Genomic DNA, 24,956 nt, shown 5'->3' on the forward strand with positions numbered 1-24,956 from the left:
GTTAATATGGGAAATCATCATCTTCGTCCTGTGACTCTGGACCAAGGCTAAGTACCTTATCATGTAGCTTCTTAACATCCCATGGGTTTACGGGGGCCACATTCAATGAATCAGCGAATGTTCTGGCTACTTCTTCTGTGACCGGATTGATTGCATAAATAGCACCAGCACCATAATACTTAGTAAATGCTCCCGATTTGGATGTTTCCGGAACATCAACTCTTAACATATTGCTGCCGGCAATATTCTGCTCGGTACACTTTCCAGCAATTTTACTATGTCCGAATAGTTCAACTAGACACCATAGATCAAATTTTTCATTTTCCATTTTAAAATAGTTTAGTTTGGTTTTTGATTCTGTCTGGTCCGAGGATTGATTCAGTAGCCTCGTCTACTATTTTTTCCAGCTTGACTGAAACCGTTAAGGCGACTTGTGCCCTTGTACGAAAGTACTCTGCCTGAGCAGTCCGCATGCGCTCAATTAGAGCAGCGTATTCTTTTATGTCTTCCATTATATCTCTTGAAATTGTATCTCCTCAACTTCGATTTTCATTGGAGGAAGTCTCTCAATAAATCTGGATGCAAGAAATGGTGCTCGTTCCAAACTCTGTCTTTTGCTATACTCAACGATAATAAGCTCACTGCTTTCTTCAATATAAATGCCCAAGCCTCGAGGTTTATTCACAAAGCCGCTCACTGTATACAGATTGCCTTTTTTAGGAACTGTACATAGGCCAACTGGATTGATACCTCTATCATCTATACATTCTACTATGCTTCCTATTTCCATTATGATGCTATTTTAAGGCCGTCGAATAACAGCCAGTATTTAAATGCTAGTTCTTCATATTGAGCTTTTCCATGCTCATATAGCTTTCTGCTCATATCAGTAATTGGAGCATTCCGGTCAATAGCGATCTTGAATATCTTCTGGTTCTTCTTACTGATACCAATCAGCATATCCTTGTTAGTTCCTTCGATATCCATGTACCAGGCACGGGACCGGAAGTACCCGAAATGTTCACAAGCTGCTTCAAACTGGCTTTGAGTTTCTGCAGCAGTTGACTTGATATCACCTCCCATCTTCCAGGCTCTTACGAGTAAATCCCATTTGCAACGGGTACCAGCTTCTAATGTGAAGTCGAAACCATTATAATTCATCAACCAATTGTACCTGGTTGATATTGCCTGGAAGTCCGCAGCATCGCTGATCATTTTAGCAAAAGGATCTTTGTAATAGGCACGCTTCATTGCTTTTGCCAGTTCAAAGTCTTCTGTAGTGTACCGGTAGGTCTGGTACTTCACGGTAAGATTAAAGAGGTCAACTTTATCTGGTTCAGTGATAAGGTTGTCCAGGAGTGTACCAAACGCATAAGCATATTCTTTATCACCAAATTGAGGCTTAGGATGAAGAAGTTCTTGGAGTGCAGAAAGATCAGAGTTGCTAATTTCTGATCTTCCAAAGTATGGATCCTGAACCATTATTGAAGTTTGTTGTCAGACAAGAAATCAACGATTTGCTGAATTGAGCAGCAGTAATCCTTTCCTAAAGTATCAACCATTTTTTTGAGATAATTAAGGCTAATGTTTTCAGGAAGATTCACTTGTACAGTTTTGTATCTTATCTTCTTTGCCATTACTAAGCTACTTTAGAGGTTACCGCCTTAACTTCTTCAACGTACTCAATGAAAGGATTATCAATCTTCTCACCTGACTTATTATTTTGCTTCTCAGCAAAAGCTTTCATCTGAATCAAAGACTTTTTACCAAAATCATCAACTGATAAACCTTTTCCTTCTTTCTCAAAATAGAAAATGAAGATTGCACCCCAACCATCAGTAGACAGTACATTGATCTTTTCAGAAGCTTTTGATTTGCCTGTAGTTTCTTTAACCTCAGCAAGAGCAGCAGTGGTATCGAATAATGAACCAGCAGTCTCAAGGGCGACTGTATTCTGAACTGCAGCTTTGTCTTTTACCTCCTGATCTTCCTGTTCTTTCTTTAATCGAAGTTCATCTGCTTTGCGTCGGTCTTCTGCAGCCTTCTCAAGTCGCGCTTTTTCCTGTGCACCGGCTTTGGCTATTTCTTTTAATTCCAGAACACGGGATGGAATTAACTCCAGCGTATTTGACTTTTCAGCCTCAATATTTTCATGAAAGACCGCTGCCAGCTCATCATAAAGCTTTTCACGTTCATCGTAAATTATTTGATCAGCTTCCGCCTGGTCGATATAAGCAGTAAAAACTGGCGGCTGAATTAATCTGAAATTAGCAATCGGATAAATAAGTGGCCTGGCTTTGATGTACTCCGTAATCTCCGTTACATTTTCAAGGGTCAACAGGTTGTATTTTTTTTGTATGTCTGTTTTGAATGCAGATAGCTTTTGGTTGAAAATTGAACGGATATGGTTTTGAATATCAGCTTTGATAGAAATCCTTTCTTTTGCAATATTTTGCTGCTTAAGGATTTCTTGTTCTTTTTTCCTTTGCTCATTAACTTTGAATGTTGCCCATTGATCACGGGCGGTTTGAATTTTAGCATATACGCTATCAGACTTTTTAGGATCCAGTTTACCTTCCTGAGCTGTAAACAAGCCAGCAAGCTTAGTCATCATCTGGGTGATGGGCGACCTACGTTCATTTAAGATTTTAATAGCTTGCTTTGCTTTTACTTGCCATTCGTTTGCCGCAGCATCAAGCTCGTCAGACATGCCTTGACCTTCGATAGTGTCAAGTAATTGAGTTGCACCTTTGACGGCTTTATCAGCAAAGGTTTCGTTTGCCACCAGTATTAAACCGGCATTTTCCATTGTCGTAGAGATTTCCTCTACATTGATATTTGATATTGCTGTTGTAGTTGACATTGGTTTCTATTTTAAATGGTTAAAGGCACCCGCTCAACTTGACAAGAGTTGTTTATATTGCGGATGCCCGGTTATGAATTGGGTTAATTAAAATTCTGGTTCGTCGGAGGTATCGATACCTGCAAATGTTTTTGTTTGAATCGGTTCAGTATTATGTGCCTCCTCTAAAGCAACATCAAAATCACTTTGCTCCGACTGCGATAAATCCTCTTCAGGAACATATTCTGCTTCTGTGAATTCAGAAACATCAAAACCTTGTCTGATTGCATCAGATGCCACAGGCACAAATGCGTCAGGCAACTTTGGAGAATTCACAACTTTAGGGTAAAGTTTGAATGCATGTTTCAATGTCTTGCCTTCAAAAAACAGTTTGTCTATCTGACCGCTATTTGAAGTGTAAAGTGCATTTGCCTTACCAGGAAGCTTCCTTCCAGCAGCAGCATCCCATTTAGAATTTTTATTTTCAGACGATGCTTTCCATTTGGCGACATCTCCCATATCAAAGGTTTTAATTTCGAATGATCCATCTGGTTTTTCAATTCGAATGAATGAACCGACAATTACAGGCTTATCGCCTCTATTACCTTTTTTCCATGTTACACGTACATTACCAATATCATCAGTAAACTCTTCATAATCATCACATTCATAAACTATGATCGGTTTTGCTGCATCTTTTATTTGGCCGTTTTGGATACGGATCTTCTTTTCACCGTAAGGAGTTGGCTGAGCGACAACTTCTTTAATCCATTTGTCCGGCTGACCTTTCGGTGCAACATTTCTATTGCCAGGGATCAGGTAGACATCTGACTGTGGCCCCCCTTCAAAACTTAACTGCCATCCTCCTACTTGCATATAAGCAAGGAAAATAGACATTGGTGTGCAGGCACTTAAATCCTCACTATCGGTTATCCTTTTAATGAAGTTATCCTTCTCACGCTCATGAAAAGCAACTGCTTGTTCTCTTGGAACACGGTACATTGCTACGAATTTGTTAATAAAGTGATCTCCTATCGCAGCATCCTTCACTACTGATAACGGATGTAGTCTATCGATATAATCTTTGGTAACTTGAATTTGATTTGACATGATATTATTTATTAAGTGTTTTATGAAATTTCAATACCTTATTAGTCTCTGGTATAATTGAATGGATATCAAAGGCCTTATCAGGCAGGTGTAACTCATTCCGAATACCGATTACCCAGGCGTTATAACCCGCTGCGGTACGATCGTAATCCAATGGAATAATTGTTCGAGTAATTGCGAGTCTACCCATGGTCATACCTCCCTTCGTTATTATTTCTCTCATGAAAGATGTCAAGACAAGACAATTCACAGAAGGTATGCCCGAGACTGAAAAACCTTTCGTGAGCAAAGGGTTGGTTGCATTCAAAACACTTAGTAGGTTTTGAAATATGGTAGGTTGTGGTTACTTTTGACATGGTTTCTTATTTTAAGTGGTTTAATACTGCTTTTAATTTGAGGGGCGGCTATTGACAGTAGCCGCTTTTTTAATACCCAAAAATCCCGTGATCTGTACCGATCCTCTTTTTTAGGGCAGCGACAAATTGAATCTCACTTATCCCCAGATCGTTTAAAATCTTTTTCTTTTTGTTGTAGGTTAATCTGATATCCCTCGCATAAAAGCCTTCTAAAAGCTCGTCCGTTTTCGGCTTTGCTTTGATTTTCGCTTTATGTAGATATGCTATTTTCATTTAACTGATTTTCAATTCTTTTACTGGTTCATGGACGTAATCATCATTGATACCTATTACTTCCTTAAGTCTTCTGAGCTCAATCAGTAAGTGCGCTTGAAGAAATACCACCTCTTTTTCAAGTTGTGCGATTCTTTCTTTATCCGTGAGTTTTTTGACTCTTCCCATTTTACCGATTTAGTTGTTGTGGTTCGTATTCATTGTGGATCCTTGCTATTGCATTTTCTTATCAAAACTTCTTTTGACAATTACAGCTGAGTTGTCTTCTTCAAGATTGACACTGTATTCTCTGCTTGGATATCTGTCTTTAATGGTACTACTCACCATAGTTCTCAGGTATCTTTCTCTTTTTGGATTAAAAGGCAACTCCTGCCCCTCTTTAATTCCCTCCACCAGTCTTACCAAAGAAATTCCTGGTACTGGTTCTGCTAAATTCGATACATCCATATCAATTGATTATTTGTTTATTGGCAGCGTAGCGGATCAACTCCCCTTTTGAAAGGCAACCAGTTTTCCTACGAATGCTAACCGAATGATTAATTACTGTCCTAATGCTGATATTTAATAAAGCAGCTATGATTTTATCGGGAAAAGAGATGTAACTCATAATTTCCATTTCTCGTCTGGTTAACCCTGGGTCAATCAGATTTCCGATCGGCTGGTATATGAAGCCGGCATTTGAAGTTAATTGGTTCCTGTGTTGTAGCATTTTGGTAGTTTCTTACTATATGTGAGTGAAATGTTTTTATGTACCTTTGTTTCTGTTAGGTAAGACAAATATAAGGAGTGTAATTACATTTTGCAATTACATTATGTATTTATAAGAAATAAAAACGTAATCAATTGAATATCAACGGAAAAAAATTAAAGATGGCTATCAAATCTCTTGATATGACGCAGGAGGAGGCCGCTATTAAGCTAAATACAAGTCGTCAATCGTTGAGTCAGTGGTTTAAATATGAAGTTTTATCTAATGACATATTACAAAATGTAAAGACAAACCTCAATATTGATTTAAATGTTGGGGACAGTTTCAGAGATACATTAAACCCGTCAATCAACTCAGATAGAAAAGGCGTGCCATATTACGATATTGATTTTGTCGGTGGTTTCGACTTGGTTTTTAACGGCGGTCAGGTAAACCCAGCATTTTATATTGATTTCCTACCTTTCAATGACGCCGACTACTGGGTCAATGTATCTGGTAACAGCATGGGACCTTTAATTGCTCACGGAGATTTAGTGGCATTAAAAAAAGTTGACAGCTGGCAAGAATTTTTACTGGAAGGTGAAATTTACGCAGTGATAACCAATAATGGGTTTAGAACTATAAAAATGATTGGTGCAGGGAAGGATGACGAACACTATATGTTAATACCTTACAATAAGGGTGCAGATTATGCAAATCAGTCAATTCCAAAAAAAGTAATAACCCATGTGTTCCGGGTGAAAGGGGCAATCAAAAAGTTCTTTTAGACTAAAGTGTAATATCGCATATGGAATCATTTATAGTTATCGTCGGGATAATTCAATTTTTTGTGTTAATTATCTTTTTTCAAATCGCCGGGAATATCGAAGCTATACGAATTCGGTTCACTAGCAAAAACCCTGAAACCTGGTTAAAGAAATATCAGAAGAGCATCTCCCTGAGACGAGATTCCGAAGCATTATACCACCTTCAGGAATTTGTCTGGGAATCGCTTCAGAGGAAAAAAAGTAAGGCAAAATATGATTCTTTAAAATCCGAGTACGAATCAGCATTTACAAGTTTAGGTGCAGTGTTTCCGATATATCCCTTTAACGATTAGAAATAATGGGCAAAAAGGAAAAGGAATTCGAAGCTAAAATGAAGGCGATCTTACTTGAGAAGCAGTTGATCATAAAAAACATAAATTCTCAGTTAGAAAGATACCGCAAACTTGAGGCAGAAGAGGAACAGCTGGAAGATGATGAATTTGAGCGTACTGGTATCTTTTCAATAGAGCTGGACTTTGAAATTAATATCACTGAAAGAGATATGATGATTGACCTGATTAAAAGATCAGAAGGAATAAATTTTACACCGGATAAACAAATGGAGAATTAATATGGCGCTTAGGCAGGAAAAACTGACAACTGATGAAACGAAAAGATTTAAAATACTTCGTGAAACTGAAGGCTTAACTCAGACGAAGTTTGCTGAGATGCTAGAGCTTACACAGCCAACTATTCAACGTTACGAATCTGGCGCTTACATCATCCCTATTGATGTGATTAAAAAAGCACATGAGGTTTTCAATATGAGTTTCGAGTGGTTCTTTTTTGGAAAAGGAGATCGTAAAGTAAAGGCGTCCGCAGAAAAAGGCACTCAACTCGGAGGATTTATAAAGGATATGAAAACACTTTCGACTAACCAACAACTATTAGAAAATCAGGTTTCTACTTTGAAAAATGAACTTTACAAACTACTTGACGAATTCAATAAAATCAAGTCAAAAACCTTATAAAATTACGCACAAAATGGGGACTATTCGGGGACAAAAACCTTATAAAACATGAGTAAAAAACTTTTGAAAGCGGCTTTAAACGTACTCCAGAGTGACATCATGAATCCCTCTTCCTCCGCAGAAATCAAAAAAAAAAGCCTGCAATCATTAAGATGAGCAGGCTTTTTTTTTATCTTTATTTAACAAGAGGAAAAAATGCTGGAAATGGATTTACAAATCATCCAAAAAGACTTGCTCGAACAGTACAAAATGACGGTTAACGAAGAAGCTTTGTTTACAGCATTTAATCAATTGGAAGATGCCTCTCTTTCTACAGACGAATTTAGTTTTTATACTTCAGTAGCATCAGTTTATTCCAGCAAAATTGAAGGGGAATCTATAGAACTGGATTCTTATATCAAACATAAACGTTTTCGCATTGAATTTCAACCCGATTATACACGTAAAATAGATGATCTGTATCTGGCTTATCAATTTGCTTCGAAAAACAAACCAGATAAAAAAACGTTTGCTGGGATGCACACAATTTTAGCAAGACATATTGTATCTACAAACTGGCTTGGCAAATTCAGGAATCAGAATATGTTTGTTACGACAAAAGATGGTCGCATTGAATATTTCGCTGCTTCCCCTTTTGAGGTACCTTCTGAGATGGACAAATTGTACGCAGATCTGAAAGTATTGCTCGCTACTGAACTTACTATTTCAGAGACTTTCTTCTTTGCAAGTATGATCCATATTGTATTTGTAAAAATACATCCATGGAACGACGGTAATGGTCGCAGTGGACGTTTGTTTGAGAAATGGTTCCTTTCACAAAAACTGGGAAGCAAAGCCTGGTTCGTGCAGTCTGAGAAATATTATTATACACAGCATGAGACTTATTATAATAATATAAGAGCTTTAGGTCTGGAATATCAGCATCTGGACTATTCAAAAGCTTTACCATTTTTATTGATGTTAGCAAAGTCTGTAACGGATAAAGAGTAAAAGCCAATTCAATTAGAAGCCAGGATAGTAAAGATTTAATAATGCAGCCCCCCCTTCAGAGATCAGTGAGAGCAACAAGCTAATCCGTAAGTGTAATGGATGAATTTACTCTCAAATGGCTTCAAATGTAAAATATGGGGTTTAATCTAATTTTTTACAATGCAATTGCGTAGTAAGCTAGATTGCAAATCACGAAAGAACTATTCAATGAAAACTCGAATTCAGCTAGCCATAGCATCATTAATCTACCTAACGATCGGATGTAAAAGTGATTCAAATTATGAAGCGAAGAATATGCTAACTAAATCATTAGTGAGCACCTATATTAAATCTATTGATTCGCAAGGAATGATACAGATATCGCAGTCCTCTTACGGACCCGTGAATAGAGATTGCTTAACTGAAATATTAAATAAATATAAGTTTGAAATTCCATTTGAAGAAACCTTTCAAGCACAGGAAACAGATACTATAGCCTGGTCAAAAGAATTTTTCAGTAATGATTCAGTGAAAATATTAAGCAGCCGGGAAAGAAGCTCCATTTCTAGAGATATTGCGCCATTTGATGGAGAAACATTAGACAAAACATTCTACGTCATTTCAAAGCCTATTTTTTCTAAAGATCAAAATTTTGCTATTTTAAAAAAGTATTTCTTTTGTGGTGGACGTTGCGGACAGGGAAGTGTTCTCGTTTATAAAAAGAAAGGTAATGGTTGGGTTTTACAAGAAGATATTTGCCCTATAGTTTCGTAATTAATTCCATTTTCGTTCAGGGTAGGTCTTCTGGTTGACCCATTCCAGTTTACTCGGAAACGCGGTTTTTCATTTTTACCATATCAAATGCAAATTTCTTATAAACAAATAAGGGATTTGTACTTAAGTAATCTGCTAATACCCGTTCTTCATTTTCTGTGGCTGTTTCAAAATAGATCTTGCTAAATTGATTCAGATTCTTATCATTTCTCGCGTTTTCTTCAGATAAGGCACTTACCTGATCTGTAAGTGAAGCAGATGAATCAGGTAAATGACCCATAGTAGAGGAAATACCTGAAAAAACTTCTTTGAACTCACTAGAGATTTCTGGAGCATCTGGATAGTATCTGATATACCAGATCAACACTTTTAATAAGGTGTTCCAATCTTTGGCTTTTTTATTTATCAAATATCTGAGCGCAAAAGGCCGGACTTCATCCATTCGTCCAAGATCAGTACTTCTGGTTACTGCACCAGATATTGTACTGTTATACTTGCTAAGCATTTCATCTGAAAATTGCGACAATAACTCTAAACCTACTTCAAGGGATTTTTCAGAAAGTCCATTACTGACATATACAAGACTAAGCAGATTTTTAGCTTCGATTCTTGAAGAATCCAGTTCCGCGTGGCCTTCGCATGCGCTACAAAATGTTTGTATCTCATCTACATATTTTATATCTAGTTTAGATATAATGACCTTATGACAAAGTGCTAGCCCACCCACCGCGCCTGCTGACATTTAATCAGCGTCCAGTCTAAGATTAGATTTATACTCCTAAGATAAACAACATTATGAACGTAAAACAATTTACTTACAATAAACTTCCTAATAAATTCCACAGGAAATTGTTAATTTTATCCTTAAATTTAATAACCAAAAAATGAAATTAAACAAATTAACGATCTCAAGTTTAGTATTTCTTTCAATGAGCTTAAGCTCTTATGCGCAAGATGCGATAACCTGGAGTACATTTAGAAATGGAAGTAAGGTTGCAGATACTGTAGCTCTAGGCGATTACTTACCACTGAGGGATAACGAAGTATATGTAGAAGCAGTTATTGAACTCCCAAATACATCAAAGCAAGAGTTATTTTCACGTTCCAAACTAGCAATTCAGAAGACCTTTGCGAACAATAAAATGGGGACTTCGAATTATGATGCAGAAGCTGGAATTAGCAGTATCAACAATTTCTATGATATCAGTGATATGACAGCTTTAAGTGCCTTCGGCTCAAATCCAAGTACTGATCAGTATTATTTTAATGCAGTATTGTCGATCATAGTTAAGGATGATAAATACAAAATAAAAATGGAAGTTCCTCAGTATACGTACGGCCAATCATCCAGATATAAGACATATTCGGACTTCCAATCGCAAAGTAAACCTGTAGGTTCCCTGGCTAATTCTAGGCAAAACGGTAAACGACAAAGAATGAGAGTGTTGAAAACACTTAATGACAAGATGCTATCTACTTTTAATTTAGTCCAAAAAGAGATGTCAAAAAAGCTTGATACAGATTTTTAATCTAAATAATCTCCCTGATTTGAGATCAGGGAGATTATCTTTTCATTGTTTTATATAATAAACAATTGCAATGAAAATGATTAATATATTAAACAAACAATATAAATCTGGCTTTTTCTCTTTGTTGTCTGGTAAAACCGGTATTAGTATTTTTGTTGCTATTTTAAAATATCCAAATTATTCAATTGCCCATCCGCTAAAATTTGTATTTTCATCCAGAGTTACTTTTGAAGTTCCGACACCGCCATTATGGCTAAACCTACTCTATTAATTCTATGTTTACTAAAATATCTGTACTAGTCACACTCATTGTATATACCTGCTTCCAATCGCTATTTGCTCAAAATCTATATTCTAAAGCCTATGGAGATCGCAAGAACCCACCAATGATTTATATACATGGCGGCCCCAGAGGAAACTCAACTTTATTTGAAGGTACCACTGCACAAAAGTTAGCAGACCTGGGTTTCTATGTGATCGTATATGACAGAAGAGGTGAAGGCCGTTCCAAAGATAGTTCAGCTAATCTTACCTTTGATGAGGCATCTCATGATCTTAATAACCTGATAAAACAATATGGGCTAAAAAAAGTAAGCCTGATAGGGCATAGTTTTGGAGGAATTGTTTCGACCTTATTTACGAATCAAAATCCAGAAAAAGTTGATCGGCTGATCTTGGTTGGTGCTCTTTTCGCGCAACAGGAGAGTTATGACTATATACTTCGTACGGGCGCACAGACGGCTACAGCACAAAATGATACAGCATCCATACGCAAGATAAACTATATAAATACTTTAGATAAACGTGGGGCTGAATATCGTCAGCTAACATACGAGATTGCCTCTCGTTTTGGATATTTCAAAATGCCCAAGCCTACAGAAGAGTCGAAAAACGTAAACAAAGAATATGATACTGGCGACTTTTATAAGTCCAACATACGCAATAATCAGGCGCCTGTTTTATTTTACAAGAATGAATCCCACGTAAATATTGATACAAAGCCTATCTTAAAAAGCCTGTCAACTAAGGGTGTAAAACTATTTGCTATCTATGGAGCGAATGACGGCATTTTCTCTTCCAAACAAATCTCAGATCTAGAGAAAATTACCGGTAAGAAAAAACTCTATATTATCGAAAATTGTTCCCACTACCCATTCGTAGATCAGCAAAGTCAATTCCTAAAAATAATGAGGAGTATAATGGAAGAAAAATTGAAAGCCCCGCTCGCTTAAATTCTTCACCTCTCCTCCCATTCATCGTTAAAGCGATTTAGCTCATTTGGTTTTAAAAAAAAAACACACCCGTCCAATCCCAGCAAATATTTGATTAATTACAAAAAACTTATAGCTTTATTCGGTCAATACAACCTGATTCAATAAACCAAAACTCTTGAACGGAGAAAAAATAATTAAGGAAAATCTGCCGGAACCCCGCCAGGAAGATCACCAGAGGCGTGCCTATACTGATTTGATCAAAAAGTATTCTAAGCAGCTTTTCGATTTTGGCTATCGGTTTTGTCCGGATGAAGACATTGTCAAAGATTGTATCCAGCAACTTTATCTTGATTTATGGAACCGGCGCTTTGATATTAGTGAAAATTCTACCATTAAATCCTACTTATTTAAAGCAATTAGGAACCGGGTTCTGCGTGAAAAAAACAAATGGTTCAAAGAGGAACTACTCGAGGAAGACTACGGCTTCGTATTAGATTTTGCCATTGACAGCAAACTGATTACTGATACCGCCAACCTGGAACTCGCACAGAAAGTCAGGAAGGCCATACAAACGCTGCCGGCAAGACAGCGGGAAATAATTTATCTGAAATTTTTTGAAGACCTGGATATTCAGCAGATCTCCAGTATTATGAATATTAACAAGCAATCTGCTCACAACCTACTTCAAAAAGCCTACTCGAGCCTTCGGGCAGACTGGAGCGTGCTATTCCTATTATTCGCCACAACCCTGCAGCTTTACCGCTCTTAACCAGCATTTCGATTCTCTATCAGTAAAATTAAAACGCTGTTTTACAACACATTAAAAATAATATCTAAAAAAAAATCTGCAACAGGGGTAATATGATGCAGTATCAGGGTATTACTATTAACCAAATATTTCCTTATGAACGATTACCGGAACTACGAAGCGGAAGACTTTCTGTGCGATGGATTTTTTATAGAATGGGTACTAAATCCAAAACCCGAACACCGGGTATTTTGGCAAACCTGGCTAAGCGAAAATCCAGACCGCCGCGAACACGTAAGAAAGGCTGTTGTAATTATAAGGGCATTGCAGATCAAGCCTAACGACAAACAATTGTCAGATCAGGACGTAGCAGATATGTCCGAACGTTTTCTCCATTCTATTACGCCAAAGCACTCTCGCTTATTTAAGTTATCTACCCGCTGGACGGCTGCAGCTGCTGTACTCATACTTGTTGTGGGAACGATCCTTTTCAAACAAAACAGACAGTCCCCTGATATTCTGGCAACCACACAATCCAGCCTTGTTAAAGTATACAATGATAAACAAACACCGCAACTCCTTCAGCTCGCTGACGGGAGTATCGTCGTTTTAAAATCCCGCTCGGAAATAACTTATCCGTTAAAATTCAGCAGTACGAATCGTGAAGTATTTTTAAAGGGAGAAGCATTCTTTGAAGTAAGGAAAGACTCACTTAAAGCATTTCTGATTCATACGGGCAATATGGTAACTAAGGTACTTGGCACCAGTTTTACTGTTAGCGCTTACGATGGCGACAATGGATTCCGGGTTATGGTGAACACGGGTAAAGTAGAGGTATCCAACAACCAAAAAAGTGCTGATGGCAGCGCTAAGGCATCGGTAATTCTGACGCCTAACCTCCAAACGGTGTATCAACCTAAATTATCATCATTTAAAACAAACCCAGTGAGCATACCCCTTATTCTCTCACCTTCACTTGCTAAAAAGGAATTTTCATTCACCAATGCACCCCTCCCGGTTATTATTAAAAAATTGGAACAAGCCTACGGCGTAACAATCAGTTATGATAAGGAAAAATATGAAGAGGTGACTGTGACAGCCTCGTTGTCAAAGTTACCGCTGGATGAGAAAGTGCGCGCCATTTGTAAAGCCATTGACGCAGTTTACGAATTCAAAGATGGAACCATCTCTATAAAATAGACCCAAATAAACCACAAACCTAAATCCTATGCGTATGAAGATATAGAAACCATAATTCATAAAAAAACCGATAGTATTCGAAGTACTACCGGTTTTTAATGCAAGCCCCTCTAAATGATTCCAGCCATTAGATGACGCAGCCTTTTCAGGCTGTGCCGGGGCTTTTTGTTGAGTTGATAATCACTATAACCCATTCAAAAATATGAAATATAAAGATCTACTCGTAAAAATTATGAGAATAACATTTTTACAGTTAACTATTTTGTTTTTAGTATTTGGCACTACGCTTGCAAAAGACACCAAGGCGCAAGCAGTTCTGAAAACGAAAATCACTATTAATGAGCCATCCATTTACCTTGACCGGCTTCTAAAGCAACTGGAGAAGGACTACAGCGTCAATTTCGTTTACAGCCCGCGTGTAGTGGACGCTAAAATGAAGGTGAATGCCTTTAGCCAATTACGTCCCCTATCGGAACTGCTCGATCAGCTTTTAGCACCGTTAAATCTGGAATATGAGGCCGCTGATGACGTAATTATCATTTCAAAAAAGCAGTCCGTAAAGAGTATACAGAGTAATATCATGGCCGATATTGCCATTACCGGTAAAGTGGTAGACGAAAAGACCGGAGATCCTTTGCCAGGCGTAACTGTGAAGATGAGGGATGCAGGTTCCAGTGTAGTAACCGATTCAAACGGGATCTATAAAATTACTGTCCCCAACGAACAGGCAATACTTGTATTTTCATATATCGGTTATAAGCAGGAAGAAAGAGCCGTCGCCCAGTCAAAAATCATTAATGTAGTCTTGACTCTCAATCAAAGCAATCTAAGCGAAGTTGTGGTGGTGGGTTACGGAAAGCAAAAAAGAACAACTGTAACCGGAGCAGTCACCAGTGCGAATCTCGAACCTTTCAGGGATGCCCCGAATACAAATATTGCACAAAATCTTCAGGGCACAGTGCCCGGCCTGAACGTAGGCCCGGTAACCAAAGCAGGCTCAACACCACAAATAACAATCAGAGGTCAGAATACGATAAATGGTAATAGAAATGTACTCATCATTCTTGATGGTATACAATATAATAATTCACTGGAATCAATTAATCCGGATGATATAGAATCAATTGACGTATTGAAGGATGCATCCTCAACTGCTGTATATGGTGCACAGGCAGCGAATGGCGTAATCCTGGTCAGTAGTAGAAAAGGTAAAAATAACACAAAACCACGGATCTCCTTCTCTTCATCTTATACCACCCAAAATCCTTCAGGTAACCTGAGACCACTGAACAGGGAAGAAACACTTGAAAAGGTTCGGAAAATGTATTATACAGAAGCCTTTCTTGCCCCCGGATATACGCAACCCAACCCCGATTTTAATCTGGCTAATAAAGTAGATATTTCCCAGCGCGATGTTAACGGCAAGATTGTAGACACTGATTTTAACTGGAATAAGGCTGGTAGTCAAAAAGGTTTTATCCAAGACAATCAATTGAGTATCTCCGGTGGAGGAGAGAAAGTTAGTTATCTGATCTCCGGAGGGTATACCAATCAGAAAGGATATATTATCAATGATCTGTTTAAACGTAAAAGTTTGCGTGCAAATATTGAGACACAACCGACATCCTGGTTAAAAATAGGATTACAGACATTTGGTTCATTCGTGAACCAGGATGGTGCCGAGCCGGGACTTACCGACCTGAGACGGACATCACCTTTGAACTCTCCGTATAATGCCGACGGCACACTGAAACCAAACCCTTATGAAGGAAACAATTCATCCAATCCCTTCCTTACCTATGATGTAGATGACTATGAGCGCCATAATTATTATTTCGCCAATATTTATGCCGACGCTAATATTCCTTTCATTAAAGGTTTAAACTACAGGTTCAACTTCGGTAATAATGCCCGCACCGATAACCATTATTTTGCCAGTAAATATGGCGCCGGTCTTACAGGTGAGGCCTACAAACAGAACCAACAGTATTATGATTATATGCTGGATAATATTCTCACCTACTCCCGCACTTTCAATAAACATTCCATAAACGCAACGCTGGTGTATGGAGCTATCGAACGTCAAAATGAATCCACCGAGGCAAAAGCAAACGGATTCACCAGGCTTACTTTAGGCTATCATAATTTGCAACAGGGCACTAACAGATTTACAACTTCAAACGCATGGTCAGAATCATTAAACTACCAGATGGCGAGGATAAACTATGCTTTTGACGGTAAATATTTAGTGACCGCCACCCTGAGACGCGATGGATTCTCGGGCTTTGCAAAAAATAGTAAATACGGAATTTTCCCTTCGGCCTCTGCAGGTTGGGTATTCACAGAGGAATCTTTTTTAAAAAATCTTCCATGGCTTAATTTTGGTAAACTGAGAGTAGGTTACGGCGTAAGTGGAAATCAAACTAGCCGTTACAGTTCACTAAGCAAAGTATCAACTCAACCTGCCTATGTTTTTGGAGACGGCGGAACCACCCAATATGGTCAGTATATAGATATACTGGGTAATCCAGATCTCAAATGGGAGCGCACCTATGAACTGAATACAGGACTGGATTTCACCCTGTTCCAAAGCCGTCTAACTGGGAGTTTTGATTACTACAGTAGAAAAACCAGAGATCTTCTATATAGTGTGGATATTCCGAATATTACTGGTTACAGCAAAATAAATACAAACATTGGAGAGATTGCCAATAAAGGTTTTGAACTTAGTCTGAGTTCTAAAAATATTGATGGCAGATCTTTTAAATGGAATACAACTTTTTCATTTTCGAGAAATGTAAACAAGGTCATGAAGCTGCTTGGCACTGGTGACTTAGTCGCTAGTAAGTTATTCATTGGCCAACCGATCAACGCTGTATTTGATTACCGGACCAATGGCATTTATCAAATTGGAGAAACAGCGCCCGTCGGCTATAACACGGGTAATTACCGGGTGATAGACCTAAATGGTGATGGTGTTGTAAATACAGCTGACAGATCGATACTCGGCTCCGAAGACCCGGCTTACCGGTTTAGTGTCCTAAACAGTTTTCAATACAAAAACTTCAGCTTAAGCATATTTATCAATTCGATTCAGGGTGGTCATAAAGGATACCTGGGCAACAATAGCCAGTCTTGGATGCTTAGTGACAATAACATTAGATGGAACTACCTGAGTGCAGTAGATTTCTGGAGTCCAGGTAACCCTGACGGAGAGTATCCTATGTTCCAGAAAGCCCCAACAATCAATCCTTCCGTATTTCGCAACCGCAGTTTTATCCGCCTGCAGGATGTCACGCTGTCCTATAAGATAGCGAACAGTTTCACCAAGAAAATGGAAATTCAAAACCTAAGTGTATTTGCCAGCGGAAAGAACCTCGTGACCTTAACCAAATGGAAGGGTTGGGATCCGGAAATAAGCGAGGGCGGCCTGAATATAGATGGTCGTCCACTGCTGGTGGGCTACTCATTTGGACTTAATTTAACCTTCTAAATCGTATTGAACATGAAAAAAATAACTATAATAACTGCCCTGTTTATTTCCATTTCGGTGTTTTCCTGCAAGAAGGGTTATCTGGATGAAACACCCAAAGACTTTTTAAGCTCATCCAACGCCTATATAACGAATGCAGATTTTACGATCGCTATTAACGACATGTACAGGGTAACACGCACCGAATTTTACACCAGGGATGAAAACTATCCTTTTGACTATTTATATGGCTGTGACATTGTCTATGATGGGCAGCCTGACCCGGCAAGGCATACCAATATGGCTGCAGCCTATGTGCCAAGTGGGGGCCGTAACATTCCCCTTACGCATTGGTCTGCATTTTATAAGATCATTTCTGAAGCCAATGTTATAATCAACCGCATATCTACTTCGGAAATGACAGAGGAACAAAAGAAACTAGCGACTGCAAAAGCATCTTTTTTCAGGGCATTTTCATATCGTAGCCTGGCTTACCTGTATGGTGGGGTGCCTTTGGCATTAGAAGAAATCAGCGTGCCAAAGACAGATTATGTCCGTGCCACTAAAGAAGAGGTATATGCGCAGTGTATTGAAGACCTGAAATATGCCGTGGCTAACCTGGCCCCTATTAATGCCGTTCTGGATGGCGAAATTAACTCCGCAGCAGCTGCCCATTTGCTAGCTGAAGTTTACCTTGCTGCTGGTGAGTACCAAAATGCGGTGGATGCCGCCACCTCGGTAATCGGTAAAGAACCTGTAAGTTTAATGCGGAACCGGTTTGGCACAAAATCGACTGTGGCTACAGGTAATGTATACTGGGATCTTTTTCAACCAGGTAACCAAAACCGCAAATCTGGGAATATGGAAGGTCTTTGGGTAATTCAATTGGAAACAGATGTTCCAGGGGGCTCAGCTGTATCAACCGGGCAAGCTGGTAATTATCTCCTGGAGAGACATCACGCACCTTATTTGGCCCAGATCACTAAAATCCCTAACCCTTTTCTACATCCTGTAAGTGACCTTACCGGTGGTCGTGGAATAGGCTGGGCCATTTCGACTGATTACTTTAGTAATGTGATCTGGCAAAGTGACTTTAACAATGATATTCGAAATGCCAATATTAACTTTGTCAGGGACTTTAAGGCTACCAATCCGGCTTCTCCACTTTATAACACAATTATATCTACTGCCAATCCACCATCGGGAATTACGACGCCTTCAAGGCCATTTTATGCCTTTCAGGCCAAATCTACTACACCAGGCGGACACCCTTTAAACCTAATTGCAAATCCTGCGAATGGTCTGCTGAAAGCGACTGCGGGTGGCACTTATCTGGACCAATATATGTTCAGACTGGCAGAAACCTATCTGATCAGAGCAGAAGCTTATATGGGACTTAACCAGAACGCCCTTGCTGCTGCAGATATAAACGCTGTACGTAGTCGCTCCAATGCTTCTGATGTAAGCGCCGCCAATGTAAATATTGACTATATTCTGGATGAGCGTATGCGCGAATTGGGTGTCGAGGAAAAACGCAGACTAACATTGATGCGTTTAGGCCTATGGTATGACCGTGTAAAAAAACACAATCCGTATTACAGTGATGCGTTACCAAAATATAACTTATGGCCTATTCCTGCAGATGAGATAGAAAGAAACAATACAGCGGTACTTACTCAAAATCCTGGTTATTAATGCATACTATTGGAGCGGTATGTGCCGGCTGTGCTGACAAAACACAGGAGGTAATAGCTTCATCTTAAAAACAAATATTATGAAAAATTTAAAGATCTACTTAGTCCTGATTTTACTGCCGCTGGTATCTAAGTCCTTCGCCCAACAGCAAGAAAAGCCGGGCCCTTCTCCACGAGCAATATGGTCGGTAGCACAGGCACAGGAATGGCAAAAAAAATGGGGCTGGCTAAGGGGAAGTAATTTCACCCCAAGTACTGCCATCAACCAGTTAGAAATGTGGCAAAAAGAAACTTTCGACCCTGAAACAATCAGCAAAGAACTCGGTTGGGCAGAAGCAATCGGGATGAATTCTATGCGCGTATATCTGCACCATGCTGCCTGGCAACAAGACAAGGAAGGATTCAAGAAAAGAGTGTCTACTTACCTTGACATAGCAGAAAAACACCATATCTCTACCTTGTTTGTGTTTTTCGACGATTGCTGGAATCCTACCTATACCATAGGGCGCCAGCCAGCCCCCAAGCCCGGAGTACATAATTCTGGTTGGGTAAGAGATCCTGGACCACTTTATCAACAGGATCCTAAACTTGAAAAAGTATTGGAAGCTTATGTCAAGGACATTTTAACTACGTTTAAAGACGACAAGCGTATTGTACTCTGGGATCTTTATAACGAGCCTGGAAATTCTAAAAATGGCAATGAAAGTTTACCATTATTGAAGAAAGTATTTGAATGGGCGCGCACTGTTAACCCCACTCAGCCACTTTCTGCGGGCGTTTGGGATTTCAAGCTGAAAGAACTGACCGACTATCAGCTTAAAAATTCTGATGTGATCACTTACCATAACTATGATGGTGTAAAAGAACATCAGCAGGCGATAGATACGCTTAGAAGTGTGTCTAAGCGTCCGCTGGTTTGTACAGAATACATGGCCAGATCCAGAAACAGCTTATTCAGCACAATTATGCCTCTTTTGAAAAATGAAAATATCAGCGCTTATAACTGGGGACTTGTTGATGGAAAAACAAATACAAAATATACCTGGGACAAGCCGACCCCTGCAGGTAAAGAACCAGAACTTTGGTTCCACGAAATTTTCCGCAAAGATGGTACTCCATATAAAAAGGATGAGGTCGAGGTAATCAAAAACTTAACTGGAGTATCAGAAGAGAACTAATGTAAAATCGCGCTATCCTTTGCTATATTTAATCGTAGAAAAATAATATTGCTTTTTGTATAATTTCTTCGATATTTGAAATAGCCCCTAAAAAACAATCTCGAAATAACCTAAACCAAAACATTTTTAAACAGCATGGAAAAATCACGCCGTACTTTTATCAGGCAAGTTGCATTGGCTAGCGCCAGTGTATTGCTTCCTAAAACCAGTTGGAGTAATGCCAAGAGTTATAAACGTATTATTGGAGCTAATGACCGCGTAAGGGTTGGTGTCGTGGGCTTTTCTGACAGGCACAAAAGTTCACATATTCCAAGTTTCATGAGCCACTATAAAGAACTTAATTTTGAAGTTGTCGGTGTGTCAGATATCTGGAAAAACCGCAGGGAGGAAGGTGCTGCAGTCTGGAAAAAGCAAATGCAGAATGATGTAAAAGCTTACCGGAACAATGAGGAATTATATAATAGCAATACAATTGATGCGGTATTTATCAGCACTGCAGATTTCCAGCATGCCAATCATACAATTGAAGCTGTAAAAGCAGGGTGTGATGCCTATGTTGAAAAGCCATTTGCCGAGACCATGGAAGAAAACCGTGCCGCACTTAAGGCTGTCAGAGAATCCGGAAAAATTGTTCAGATTGGCTCACAGCGCAGAAGCGGTGCCAATTACCATGCTGCTAATGATTTCATCCGCTCAGGGAAATTTGGCCCCATTACTATGGTTGAATTATCATGGAATGTTAATCAGCCGGGACGCTGGCGCAGACCCGAACTAATAGGACAAATAAAAGAGGCTGACACCGATTGGAAACGATTTATCATGAACCGGCCTTACGAAGCTTTTGATCCCAGAAAATATTTAGAGTACCGTTTGTTCTGGCCGTATTCTTCTGGGCTCCCGGGCCAATGGATGAGTCATCAGATTGATACTGTACACTGGTTTACAGGACTTAAGCATCCACGTAGTGTGGTGGCCAATGGCGGTATTTACCAATGGAAAGACGGCCGCAGAAACTGGGATACCATTTTGGCTGCTTTTGATTACGGCCCGCTTGATGATCTTTCAAATGGTTTTCAGGTTACTTTCAGTTCTCGGATGCATAATGGAGATGAGAATCCCGCAGAGATCTATTATTCAAATGGGGGCGAATTAAACTTGAACACCAACAAAGTTTCTCCTCAAGGAGGCTTAACAAAGAACATGGCTGCTGCGATGAATATGCAGCCAAACCTGCTCCCGGAAATTAGCCTTAAGAGTACAGAGAAAGTAATTGCTTCTGCTAACACCGGTGGTGACATTATGACGTCAAATCATATACGTAACTGGATGGAATGTGTACGCAGCCGTAAAGAACCAAATGCACCAGTGGAAGCTGGATATAGTCACTCTATAGCGAATATTATGACTACTGCCGCAGTACACACTGGCTATAAAGCAACATTTGACGAAAAAAGACAGGAAGTTATAGCAAATGGCAAAATATTTAAATACTAAATGATGATCAGATTTAAAATTTTGAGCTTTTTTATACCGCTTATGACCTTGGCTCCCATTCTATTTGCCCAAAAGAATCTGCAGGTTAAAGTGCTGAAATCGGCGAATGAAAATAAAGTGGATATTTCCATCGGGGGAAGGCCTTTTACAAGCTTCCTATATCCGGATTCACTGGAAAAACCGGTGCTATATCCGCTGCGCGCAGCCAGCGGAACTGTCGTTACGCGCAGTTTCCCGTTGGAGTCAAGAGCGGGCGACCCAACCGATCATCCGCATCATCTCGGAGTTTGGTTTAACTTTGAGAGTGTGAACGGTCTGGATTTCTGGAATAATTCCTACGCTATCCCTGCAGATAAAAAGAAGCTGTATGGCTGGATACGAACTGATCGTATTCTGGAGACAAAAAGTGGCGATACGGGTGTACTAACTTACCACGCGAACTGGACTAACGAACAAAAAGATATTATACTGGAAGAGACAACCCGATATGAATTTAGCGGTGATGGCGATCAGCGTATAATTGACCGTTTTACGACTTTAAAAGCAAATAAAGATGCCGCTTTTAATGACGCTAAAGATGGAATGCTCGGAATACGCCTGGCCCATGAACTTCAGATACCTGATGCCGAAGATGCGAAGCTACTTGACAAGGACCGTTTAGCGACTGGAAATTATGTAACCAGCGCCGGCAAAACAGGAAACGATGCCTGGAGTTCCAGAGCGGTCTGGTGCAAAGTTTTTGGTAAGATGGGTGCTGATTCGGTAAGCATCAGTATCATAGACCACCCTAAAAACATCAATTACCCAACTTTCTGGCATGCCCGGGGATATGGTTTGTTTGCTGCTAATCCTCTTGGCGAAAAGATCTTCACCAACGGTAAATCCGAGAAGAACCTCCATCTTAAAAAGGGAGAGTCGGTAACTTTCCGATATCGGATTGTTATTAACAATGGCAGACAAACTATAAGCGCAGCTCAACTTAACGAACTTGCCGGAAGTTTTGCCAAAAAATAGACGTTGTTACCGACTTAGTGCCAGATGAATTGATTTCTCTACCTCATCATCTGGCATTTTGTTATGTTTGTTTAAATAAAATTAAAATCTGTATACAACAAACTGGTATTTTAGCAGTTATTAACCTAATGCTATCACTAGGAAAACGCTTTCTGAACAAAAATCACAGGAGATCGAACTGATTGTGAAGGATTCTGGGCACAGAAACCAAATTATAGCAAAATCAAAATGAAAAAAGGACGCTTACTTATTATTGCTGGATTACTCTTGTTCTCTCCTGGTGTTTTAAAGGCACAAAATGGCTTCGAACAGTTATTAAAAGCTGGCCCCGCCGATGCCACTAAATTAGTTGAAGCCTACGGCAAGCCGTTGTTAAAGGGTTTCGGTCTGGGAATGAATAGCGGCTGGACCAACAGTGCAAAAACACTTGATCTTTTTCATGTTGATGTTCGTGTTACGGCTACTGGTGTAGTGGTACCAGCGTCTGACAAATCTTTCAACGTAAGCAAGATCGGTCTATCAAGTAATATCGGTCCTGCAGTTCCTGGTAAAGTAATCTCCCCCACTTTCAGCGGCAATAGAAATGTAAGTGGTCCGGAAATGAATATTTACGATGATAACGGGAAGAAGATTACTTCGTTCCATTTACCGAGGGGGATATTTGAGGACATAGTGCCTACACCCCAGATACAGGCCACTGTTGGTCTTATTCAAAATACCGATTTTACCGTTCGGGCAATGCCGAAAGTGAAAATAAACAAGGATTTTGGATCTATCTCACTAATTGGTTTTGGTATTAAACATAACATTGCGCAAGATTTCGCAGTTGCGGGGCTATCTGTGCCTTTTGACTTCGCTGTAGCTTTCAGTTATAACAGTCTTAAATACGAAAAACGTCTAAATTTGCAGCCTGAGGGTTTTGCAGTTCCTGCCGATAAAGAGCAATCAACAGACTTTAGTAACCAGAAGATATACGGCCAATTCGACAATTATTTGTTTCAGGCAATTTTCTCTAAAAAGATTTCATTTTTCACTCCTTATGTAGCCTTGGGTTATAACACTTCCAAGGCGGAAGTTGGTATAAAAGGTAATTATCCTATCGCAACAAATGTAACGTCCGACCAAATTTTATACACAACGTATACAGATCCGGTTAAAATTGAAAAAACATACGTCGACGGTTTTCGTGCGGACATGGGTTTTGAGCTTAGATTTCCCATCATCAGATTATATGCTTCTTATGGAATTGAAGGTAACTACAGACTTGTAAACGCTGGCATAGGAGTCGGACTATAATATGAACCAAACTTCTCAATCTGCCGGGGTAACAAAGGTTGTAAACACCGAATCAATTCAAAATACAACTCAAAAAGTAGCGTACCTTTCCTCATTAACGGCCTTACGTGGCATTGCTGCATTATTAGTGGCTGTGTTCCATTTCGAAATGGCTGCTGCACGCTTCGTTCCCGCCGATCAAACAATGTTCTTTGAAAAATGCTACCTGATGGTAGATCTCTTTTTCATCATGAGCGGCTTCATCATGCTACATGTATATAGCGATCAGTTTCAAGACAAAATACAGGCAAGTACATTGAAGAACTTTCTGGTCGCCCGGTTTGCAAGGATCTACCCACTTCACCTTTTTTCGCTCCTGTTACTGGTAGTAATCGTACGCTGGCTTACTGATTGGGGTAATCCACCTATTCTTCTGGAACAGCCATCTGATATTTTGCCAAACATATTGTTACTCCACTCTTTTGGATTCACAAAGATATACTCGTGGAATATCCCCTCCTGGAGTATTAGCGCGGAGTGGGCAGCATACCTCCTATTTCCAGTAATTGCAATCTGCATTAATAAGAAAAAGGCTGTTTCGATTATCCTGTTTGCAGTTCTGGTTTTAGCTGCCTACTATTCTATTATGTATGTACTTCCACGAAAAAACCCAATAAACCCCGCAATACCAGTCCCACATAATCTAAATACAACGTTTGACTATGGATATATCCGCGGGATAGCCGGATTTACCACTGGCATTCTCATCTACCTTGCTTATGAACTGCAAGCCATCAGAAAAGCGTTCTCCTCAGATCTGATTTCTGTGTTTATAATTCTTGGGATTATTATATCGATGCACTTTTCTCTAAATGATGGAATCACTGTTTCTCTATTTGCAGTTCTGGTACTCAGTTTTACAGCAAATAGTGGCAGAATAGCTAAAATCTGCAGCGGGAAAATTCTACAGTTCCTGGGAAATATTTCCTATTCTATTTACCTGATGCAGATTTTTCTTCAGGAGCCATTTTCGCATGGTATATATTTGCCGGGAACTATTGGCATAGGAAGAGGTAAACAGAATATTGATTTCTCCAGTGGAATGCTGTATTGCATCATATATTTAATCCTGCTTGTGCTTATTTCATACGTTACCTATCAATGGGTGGAGCGCCCCAGCAGGAAATTTATAAATAGAATTTGGGGCAAATAAAATTATTTATCGAATAGCCTGACGGTAATTGGACTACTTATTATATTATAATTGGACTACATACGTATTTCAATTTTAACCTAATTTTGATACCATCAGAAAGAAATTAGAATTA

The 24,956-nt window shown here is 39.3% G+C and carries 29 protein-coding genes; 17 read left to right on the plus strand and 12 right to left on the minus strand.

All coding sequences use genetic code 11. From position 1 onward, the window contains the following. Position 1: 1 nt before the first annotated feature. The 11 genes from BM192_RS04360 to BM192_RS21335 form a co-directional block, all read right to left on the minus strand. Positions 2 to 328 carry a hypothetical protein gene (locus tag BM192_RS04360; RefSeq protein ID WP_051759605.1) on the minus strand — a complete coding sequence of 109 codons (327 nt, stop codon included), beginning with the start codon at positions 326 to 328 and terminating at the stop codon, positions 2 to 4. 1 nt (position 329) lies between these two features. Next, a complete protein-coding gene (locus tag BM192_RS04365; protein ID WP_037438315.1) occupies positions 330 to 512 on the minus strand; it encodes a hypothetical protein in 183 nt (60 codons plus the stop codon). Next, positions 512 to 790, minus strand: a complete 279-nt coding sequence (locus tag BM192_RS04370; protein ID WP_037438316.1) for a hypothetical protein — start codon at positions 788 to 790, stop codon at positions 512 to 514. Before BM192_RS04370 ends, BM192_RS04365 begins: the two co-directional genes overlap by 1 nt. After that, on the minus strand, positions 790 to 1,482 hold the full coding sequence (locus BM192_RS04375) for a PD-(D/E)XK nuclease-like domain-containing protein (protein WP_037438317.1): 693 nt from the start codon (positions 1,480 to 1,482) through the stop codon (positions 790 to 792). The genes BM192_RS04370 and BM192_RS04375 overlap by 1 nt, the downstream gene beginning before the upstream one ends. 157 nt (positions 1,483 to 1,639) lie before the next feature. Next, positions 1,640 to 2,809 carry a hypothetical protein gene (locus BM192_RS04380; RefSeq protein WP_139218404.1) on the minus strand — a complete coding sequence of 390 codons (1,170 nt, stop codon included), beginning with the start codon at positions 2,807 to 2,809 and terminating at the stop codon, positions 1,640 to 1,642. Positions 2,810 to 2,950: 141 nt separating this feature from the next. Next, positions 2,951 to 3,952 carry a recombinase RecT gene (locus tag BM192_RS04385; RefSeq protein ID WP_051759607.1) on the minus strand — a complete coding sequence of 334 codons (1,002 nt, stop codon included), beginning with the start codon at positions 3,950 to 3,952 and terminating at the stop codon, positions 2,951 to 2,953. 4 nt (positions 3,953 to 3,956) lie between these two features. Beyond that, a complete protein-coding gene (locus BM192_RS04390) occupies positions 3,957 to 4,175 on the minus strand; it encodes a hypothetical protein (RefSeq protein WP_037438319.1) in 219 nt (72 codons plus the stop codon). Between the two features lie 202 nt (positions 4,176 to 4,377). Continuing rightward, a complete protein-coding gene (locus BM192_RS04395; RefSeq protein WP_037438320.1) occupies positions 4,378 to 4,581 on the minus strand; it encodes a hypothetical protein in 204 nt (67 codons plus the stop codon). Next, positions 4,582 to 4,749 (minus strand): hypothetical protein, encoded by a 168-nt coding sequence (locus tag BM192_RS20885; RefSeq protein WP_157282778.1) that lies wholly within the window; start codon positions 4,747 to 4,749, stop codon positions 4,582 to 4,584. It abuts the gene before it with no gap. 45 nt (positions 4,750 to 4,794) lie between these two features. Beyond that, entirely contained in the window at positions 4,795 to 5,028 is a 234-nt protein-coding gene (locus BM192_RS04400; protein ID WP_037438321.1) for a hypothetical protein, read from the minus strand. 1 nt (position 5,029) lies between these two features. Then, entirely contained in the window at positions 5,030 to 5,290 is a 261-nt protein-coding gene (locus BM192_RS21335; RefSeq protein ID WP_037438322.1) for a helix-turn-helix transcriptional regulator, read from the minus strand. Positions 5,291 to 5,451: 161 nt separating this feature from the next. Here BM192_RS21335 and BM192_RS04410 point away from each other — a divergent pair, with 161 nt between their 5' ends. From BM192_RS04410 to BM192_RS04435, 5 genes are all read left to right on the plus strand, one after another. Beyond that, positions 5,452 to 6,057 carry a LexA family transcriptional regulator gene (locus BM192_RS04410; protein ID WP_070808190.1) on the plus strand — a complete coding sequence of 202 codons (606 nt, stop codon included), beginning with the start codon at positions 5,452 to 5,454 and terminating at the stop codon, positions 6,055 to 6,057. 337 nt (positions 6,058 to 6,394) lie between these two features. Then, positions 6,395 to 6,667, plus strand: a complete 273-nt coding sequence (locus BM192_RS04420) for a hypothetical protein (protein ID WP_037438325.1) — start codon at positions 6,395 to 6,397, stop codon at positions 6,665 to 6,667. Between the two features lies 1 nt (position 6,668). Then, on the plus strand, positions 6,669 to 7,067 hold the full coding sequence (locus BM192_RS04425) for a helix-turn-helix domain-containing protein (protein WP_037438326.1): 399 nt from the start codon (positions 6,669 to 6,671) through the stop codon (positions 7,065 to 7,067). A 204-nt stretch (positions 7,068 to 7,271) separates the two neighbouring features. Then, a complete protein-coding gene (locus BM192_RS04430) occupies positions 7,272 to 8,057 on the plus strand; it encodes a Fic family protein (protein WP_074963911.1) in 786 nt (261 codons plus the stop codon). 207 nt (positions 8,058 to 8,264) lie between these two features. After that, positions 8,265 to 8,810 carry a hypothetical protein gene (locus BM192_RS04435; RefSeq protein WP_037438327.1) on the plus strand — a complete coding sequence of 182 codons (546 nt, stop codon included), beginning with the start codon at positions 8,265 to 8,267 and terminating at the stop codon, positions 8,808 to 8,810. 49 nt (positions 8,811 to 8,859) lie between these two features. Here the strand turns inward: BM192_RS04435 and BM192_RS04440 are convergent, their stop codons facing one another. Next, positions 8,860 to 9,552: a hypothetical protein gene (locus BM192_RS04440; protein ID WP_037438328.1), complete on the minus strand. Its 693-nt coding sequence runs from the start codon at positions 9,550 to 9,552 to the stop codon at positions 8,860 to 8,862. A gap of 187 nt (positions 9,553 to 9,739) precedes the next feature. On the opposite strand from BM192_RS04440, the gene BM192_RS04445 reads away from it, so the two are divergent. From BM192_RS04445 to BM192_RS04495, 12 genes are all read left to right on the plus strand, one after another. After that, positions 9,740 to 10,339 carry a DUF4468 domain-containing protein gene (locus BM192_RS04445; RefSeq protein ID WP_074963903.1) on the plus strand — a complete coding sequence of 200 codons (600 nt, stop codon included), beginning with the start codon at positions 9,740 to 9,742 and terminating at the stop codon, positions 10,337 to 10,339. Positions 10,340 to 10,409: 70 nt separating this feature from the next. Next, positions 10,410 to 10,610: a hypothetical protein gene (locus BM192_RS20725; protein WP_037438330.1), complete on the plus strand. Its 201-nt coding sequence runs from the start codon at positions 10,410 to 10,412 to the stop codon at positions 10,608 to 10,610. 115 nt (positions 10,611 to 10,725) lie between these two features. After that, on the plus strand, positions 10,726 to 11,571 hold the full coding sequence (locus BM192_RS04450) for an alpha/beta hydrolase (protein ID WP_234797503.1): 846 nt from the start codon (positions 10,726 to 10,728) through the stop codon (positions 11,569 to 11,571). Between the two features lie 157 nt (positions 11,572 to 11,728). Continuing rightward, entirely contained in the window at positions 11,729 to 12,322 is a 594-nt protein-coding gene (locus tag BM192_RS04455; RefSeq protein ID WP_051759608.1) for an RNA polymerase sigma factor, read from the plus strand. A 135-nt stretch (positions 12,323 to 12,457) separates the two neighbouring features. Further along, a complete protein-coding gene (locus tag BM192_RS04460) occupies positions 12,458 to 13,501 on the plus strand; it encodes a FecR family protein (RefSeq protein ID WP_037438332.1) in 1,044 nt (347 codons plus the stop codon). Positions 13,502 to 13,733: 232 nt separating this feature from the next. Continuing rightward, positions 13,734 to 16,994: a TonB-dependent receptor gene (locus tag BM192_RS04465; RefSeq protein ID WP_081857462.1), complete on the plus strand. Its 3,261-nt coding sequence runs from the start codon at positions 13,734 to 13,736 to the stop codon at positions 16,992 to 16,994. Between the two features lie 12 nt (positions 16,995 to 17,006). Then, positions 17,007 to 18,668 (plus strand): RagB/SusD family nutrient uptake outer membrane protein, encoded by a 1,662-nt coding sequence (locus BM192_RS04470; protein WP_037438333.1) that lies wholly within the window; start codon positions 17,007 to 17,009, stop codon positions 18,666 to 18,668. A 79-nt stretch (positions 18,669 to 18,747) separates the two neighbouring features. Then, positions 18,748 to 19,845, plus strand: a complete 1,098-nt coding sequence (locus BM192_RS04475) for a cellulase family glycosylhydrolase (protein ID WP_037438334.1) — start codon at positions 18,748 to 18,750, stop codon at positions 19,843 to 19,845. A gap of 135 nt (positions 19,846 to 19,980) precedes the next feature. Further along, a complete protein-coding gene (locus BM192_RS04480) occupies positions 19,981 to 21,339 on the plus strand; it encodes a Gfo/Idh/MocA family protein (RefSeq protein ID WP_037438335.1) in 1,359 nt (452 codons plus the stop codon). Positions 21,340 to 21,342: 3 nt separating this feature from the next. Further along, on the plus strand, positions 21,343 to 22,353 hold the full coding sequence (locus BM192_RS04485; RefSeq protein WP_212611578.1) for a DUF6807 domain-containing protein: 1,011 nt from the start codon (positions 21,343 to 21,345) through the stop codon (positions 22,351 to 22,353). Positions 22,354 to 22,581: 228 nt separating this feature from the next. Next, a complete protein-coding gene (locus BM192_RS04490; protein WP_037438336.1) occupies positions 22,582 to 23,649 on the plus strand; it encodes a DUF6588 family protein in 1,068 nt (355 codons plus the stop codon). 1 nt (position 23,650) lies between these two features. Continuing rightward, positions 23,651 to 24,841 (plus strand): acyltransferase family protein, encoded by a 1,191-nt coding sequence (locus tag BM192_RS04495; RefSeq protein ID WP_051759610.1) that lies wholly within the window; start codon positions 23,651 to 23,653, stop codon positions 24,839 to 24,841. The last annotated feature ends 115 nt before the right edge of the window (positions 24,842 to 24,956 follow it).

This window comes from Pedobacter antarcticus, assembly GCF_900112985.1.
Lineage (GTDB): Bacteria > Bacteroidota > Bacteroidia > Sphingobacteriales > Sphingobacteriaceae > Pedobacter > Pedobacter antarcticus.

What these genes read in the sequence shown, in the direction of transcription:
- BM192_RS04360 (WP_051759605.1), bottom strand. Translation starts at nt 328, where the DNA reads ATGGAAAATGAAAAATTTGATCTATGGTGTCTAGTTGAACTATTCGGA.
- BM192_RS04365 (WP_037438315.1), bottom strand. Translation starts at nt 512, where the DNA reads ATGGAAGACATAAAAGAATACGCTGCTCTAATTGAGCGCATGCGGACT.
- BM192_RS04370 (WP_037438316.1), bottom strand. Translation starts at nt 790, where the DNA reads ATGGAAATAGGAAGCATAGTAGAATGTATAGATGATAGAGGTATCAAT.
- BM192_RS04375 (WP_037438317.1), bottom strand. Translation starts at nt 1,482, where the DNA reads ATGGTTCAGGATCCATACTTTGGAAGATCAGAAATTAGCAACTCTGAT.
- BM192_RS04380 (WP_139218404.1), bottom strand. Translation starts at nt 2,809, where the DNA reads ATGGAAAATGCCGGTTTAATACTGGTGGCAAACGAAACCTTTGCTGAT.
- BM192_RS04385 (WP_051759607.1), bottom strand. Translation starts at nt 3,952, where the DNA reads ATGTCAAATCAAATTCAAGTTACCAAAGATTATATCGATAGACTACAT.
- BM192_RS04390 (WP_037438319.1), bottom strand. Translation starts at nt 4,175, where the DNA reads ATGAGAGAAATAATAACGAAGGGAGGTATGACCATGGGTAGACTCGCA.
- BM192_RS04395 (WP_037438320.1), bottom strand. Translation starts at nt 4,581, where the DNA reads ATGAAAATAGCATATCTACATAAAGCGAAAATCAAAGCAAAGCCGAAA.
- BM192_RS20885 (WP_157282778.1), bottom strand. Translation starts at nt 4,749, where the DNA reads ATGGGAAGAGTCAAAAAACTCACGGATAAAGAAAGAATCGCACAACTT.
- BM192_RS04400 (WP_037438321.1), bottom strand. Translation starts at nt 5,028, where the DNA reads ATGGATGTATCGAATTTAGCAGAACCAGTACCAGGAATTTCTTTGGTA.
- BM192_RS21335 (WP_037438322.1), bottom strand. Translation starts at nt 5,290, where the DNA reads ATGCTACAACACAGGAACCAATTAACTTCAAATGCCGGCTTCATATAC.
- BM192_RS04410 (WP_070808190.1), top strand. Translation starts at nt 5,452, where the DNA reads ATGGCTATCAAATCTCTTGATATGACGCAGGAGGAGGCCGCTATTAAG.
- BM192_RS04420 (WP_037438325.1), top strand. Translation starts at nt 6,395, where the DNA reads ATGGGCAAAAAGGAAAAGGAATTCGAAGCTAAAATGAAGGCGATCTTA.
- BM192_RS04425 (WP_037438326.1), top strand. Translation starts at nt 6,669, where the DNA reads ATGGCGCTTAGGCAGGAAAAACTGACAACTGATGAAACGAAAAGATTT.
- BM192_RS04430 (WP_074963911.1), top strand. Translation starts at nt 7,272, where the DNA reads ATGGATTTACAAATCATCCAAAAAGACTTGCTCGAACAGTACAAAATG.
- BM192_RS04435 (WP_037438327.1), top strand. Translation starts at nt 8,265, where the DNA reads ATGAAAACTCGAATTCAGCTAGCCATAGCATCATTAATCTACCTAACG.
- BM192_RS04440 (WP_037438328.1), bottom strand. Translation starts at nt 9,552, where the DNA reads ATGTCAGCAGGCGCGGTGGGTGGGCTAGCACTTTGTCATAAGGTCATT.
- BM192_RS04445 (WP_074963903.1), top strand. Translation starts at nt 9,740, where the DNA reads ATGAGCTTAAGCTCTTATGCGCAAGATGCGATAACCTGGAGTACATTT.
- BM192_RS20725 (WP_037438330.1), top strand. Translation starts at nt 10,410, where the DNA reads ATGAAAATGATTAATATATTAAACAAACAATATAAATCTGGCTTTTTC.
- BM192_RS04450 (WP_234797503.1), top strand. Translation starts at nt 10,726, where the DNA reads ATGATTTATATACATGGCGGCCCCAGAGGAAACTCAACTTTATTTGAA.
- BM192_RS04460 (WP_037438332.1), top strand. Translation starts at nt 12,458, where the DNA reads ATGAACGATTACCGGAACTACGAAGCGGAAGACTTTCTGTGCGATGGA.
- BM192_RS04465 (WP_081857462.1), top strand. Translation starts at nt 13,734, where the DNA reads ATGAGAATAACATTTTTACAGTTAACTATTTTGTTTTTAGTATTTGGC.
- BM192_RS04470 (WP_037438333.1), top strand. Translation starts at nt 17,007, where the DNA reads ATGAAAAAAATAACTATAATAACTGCCCTGTTTATTTCCATTTCGGTG.
- BM192_RS04475 (WP_037438334.1), top strand. Translation starts at nt 18,748, where the DNA reads ATGAAAAATTTAAAGATCTACTTAGTCCTGATTTTACTGCCGCTGGTA.
- BM192_RS04480 (WP_037438335.1), top strand. Translation starts at nt 19,981, where the DNA reads ATGGAAAAATCACGCCGTACTTTTATCAGGCAAGTTGCATTGGCTAGC.
- BM192_RS04485 (WP_212611578.1), top strand. Translation starts at nt 21,343, where the DNA reads ATGATCAGATTTAAAATTTTGAGCTTTTTTATACCGCTTATGACCTTG.
- BM192_RS04490 (WP_037438336.1), top strand. Translation starts at nt 22,582, where the DNA reads ATGAAAAAAGGACGCTTACTTATTATTGCTGGATTACTCTTGTTCTCT.
- BM192_RS04495 (WP_051759610.1), top strand. Translation starts at nt 23,651, where the DNA reads ATGAACCAAACTTCTCAATCTGCCGGGGTAACAAAGGTTGTAAACACC.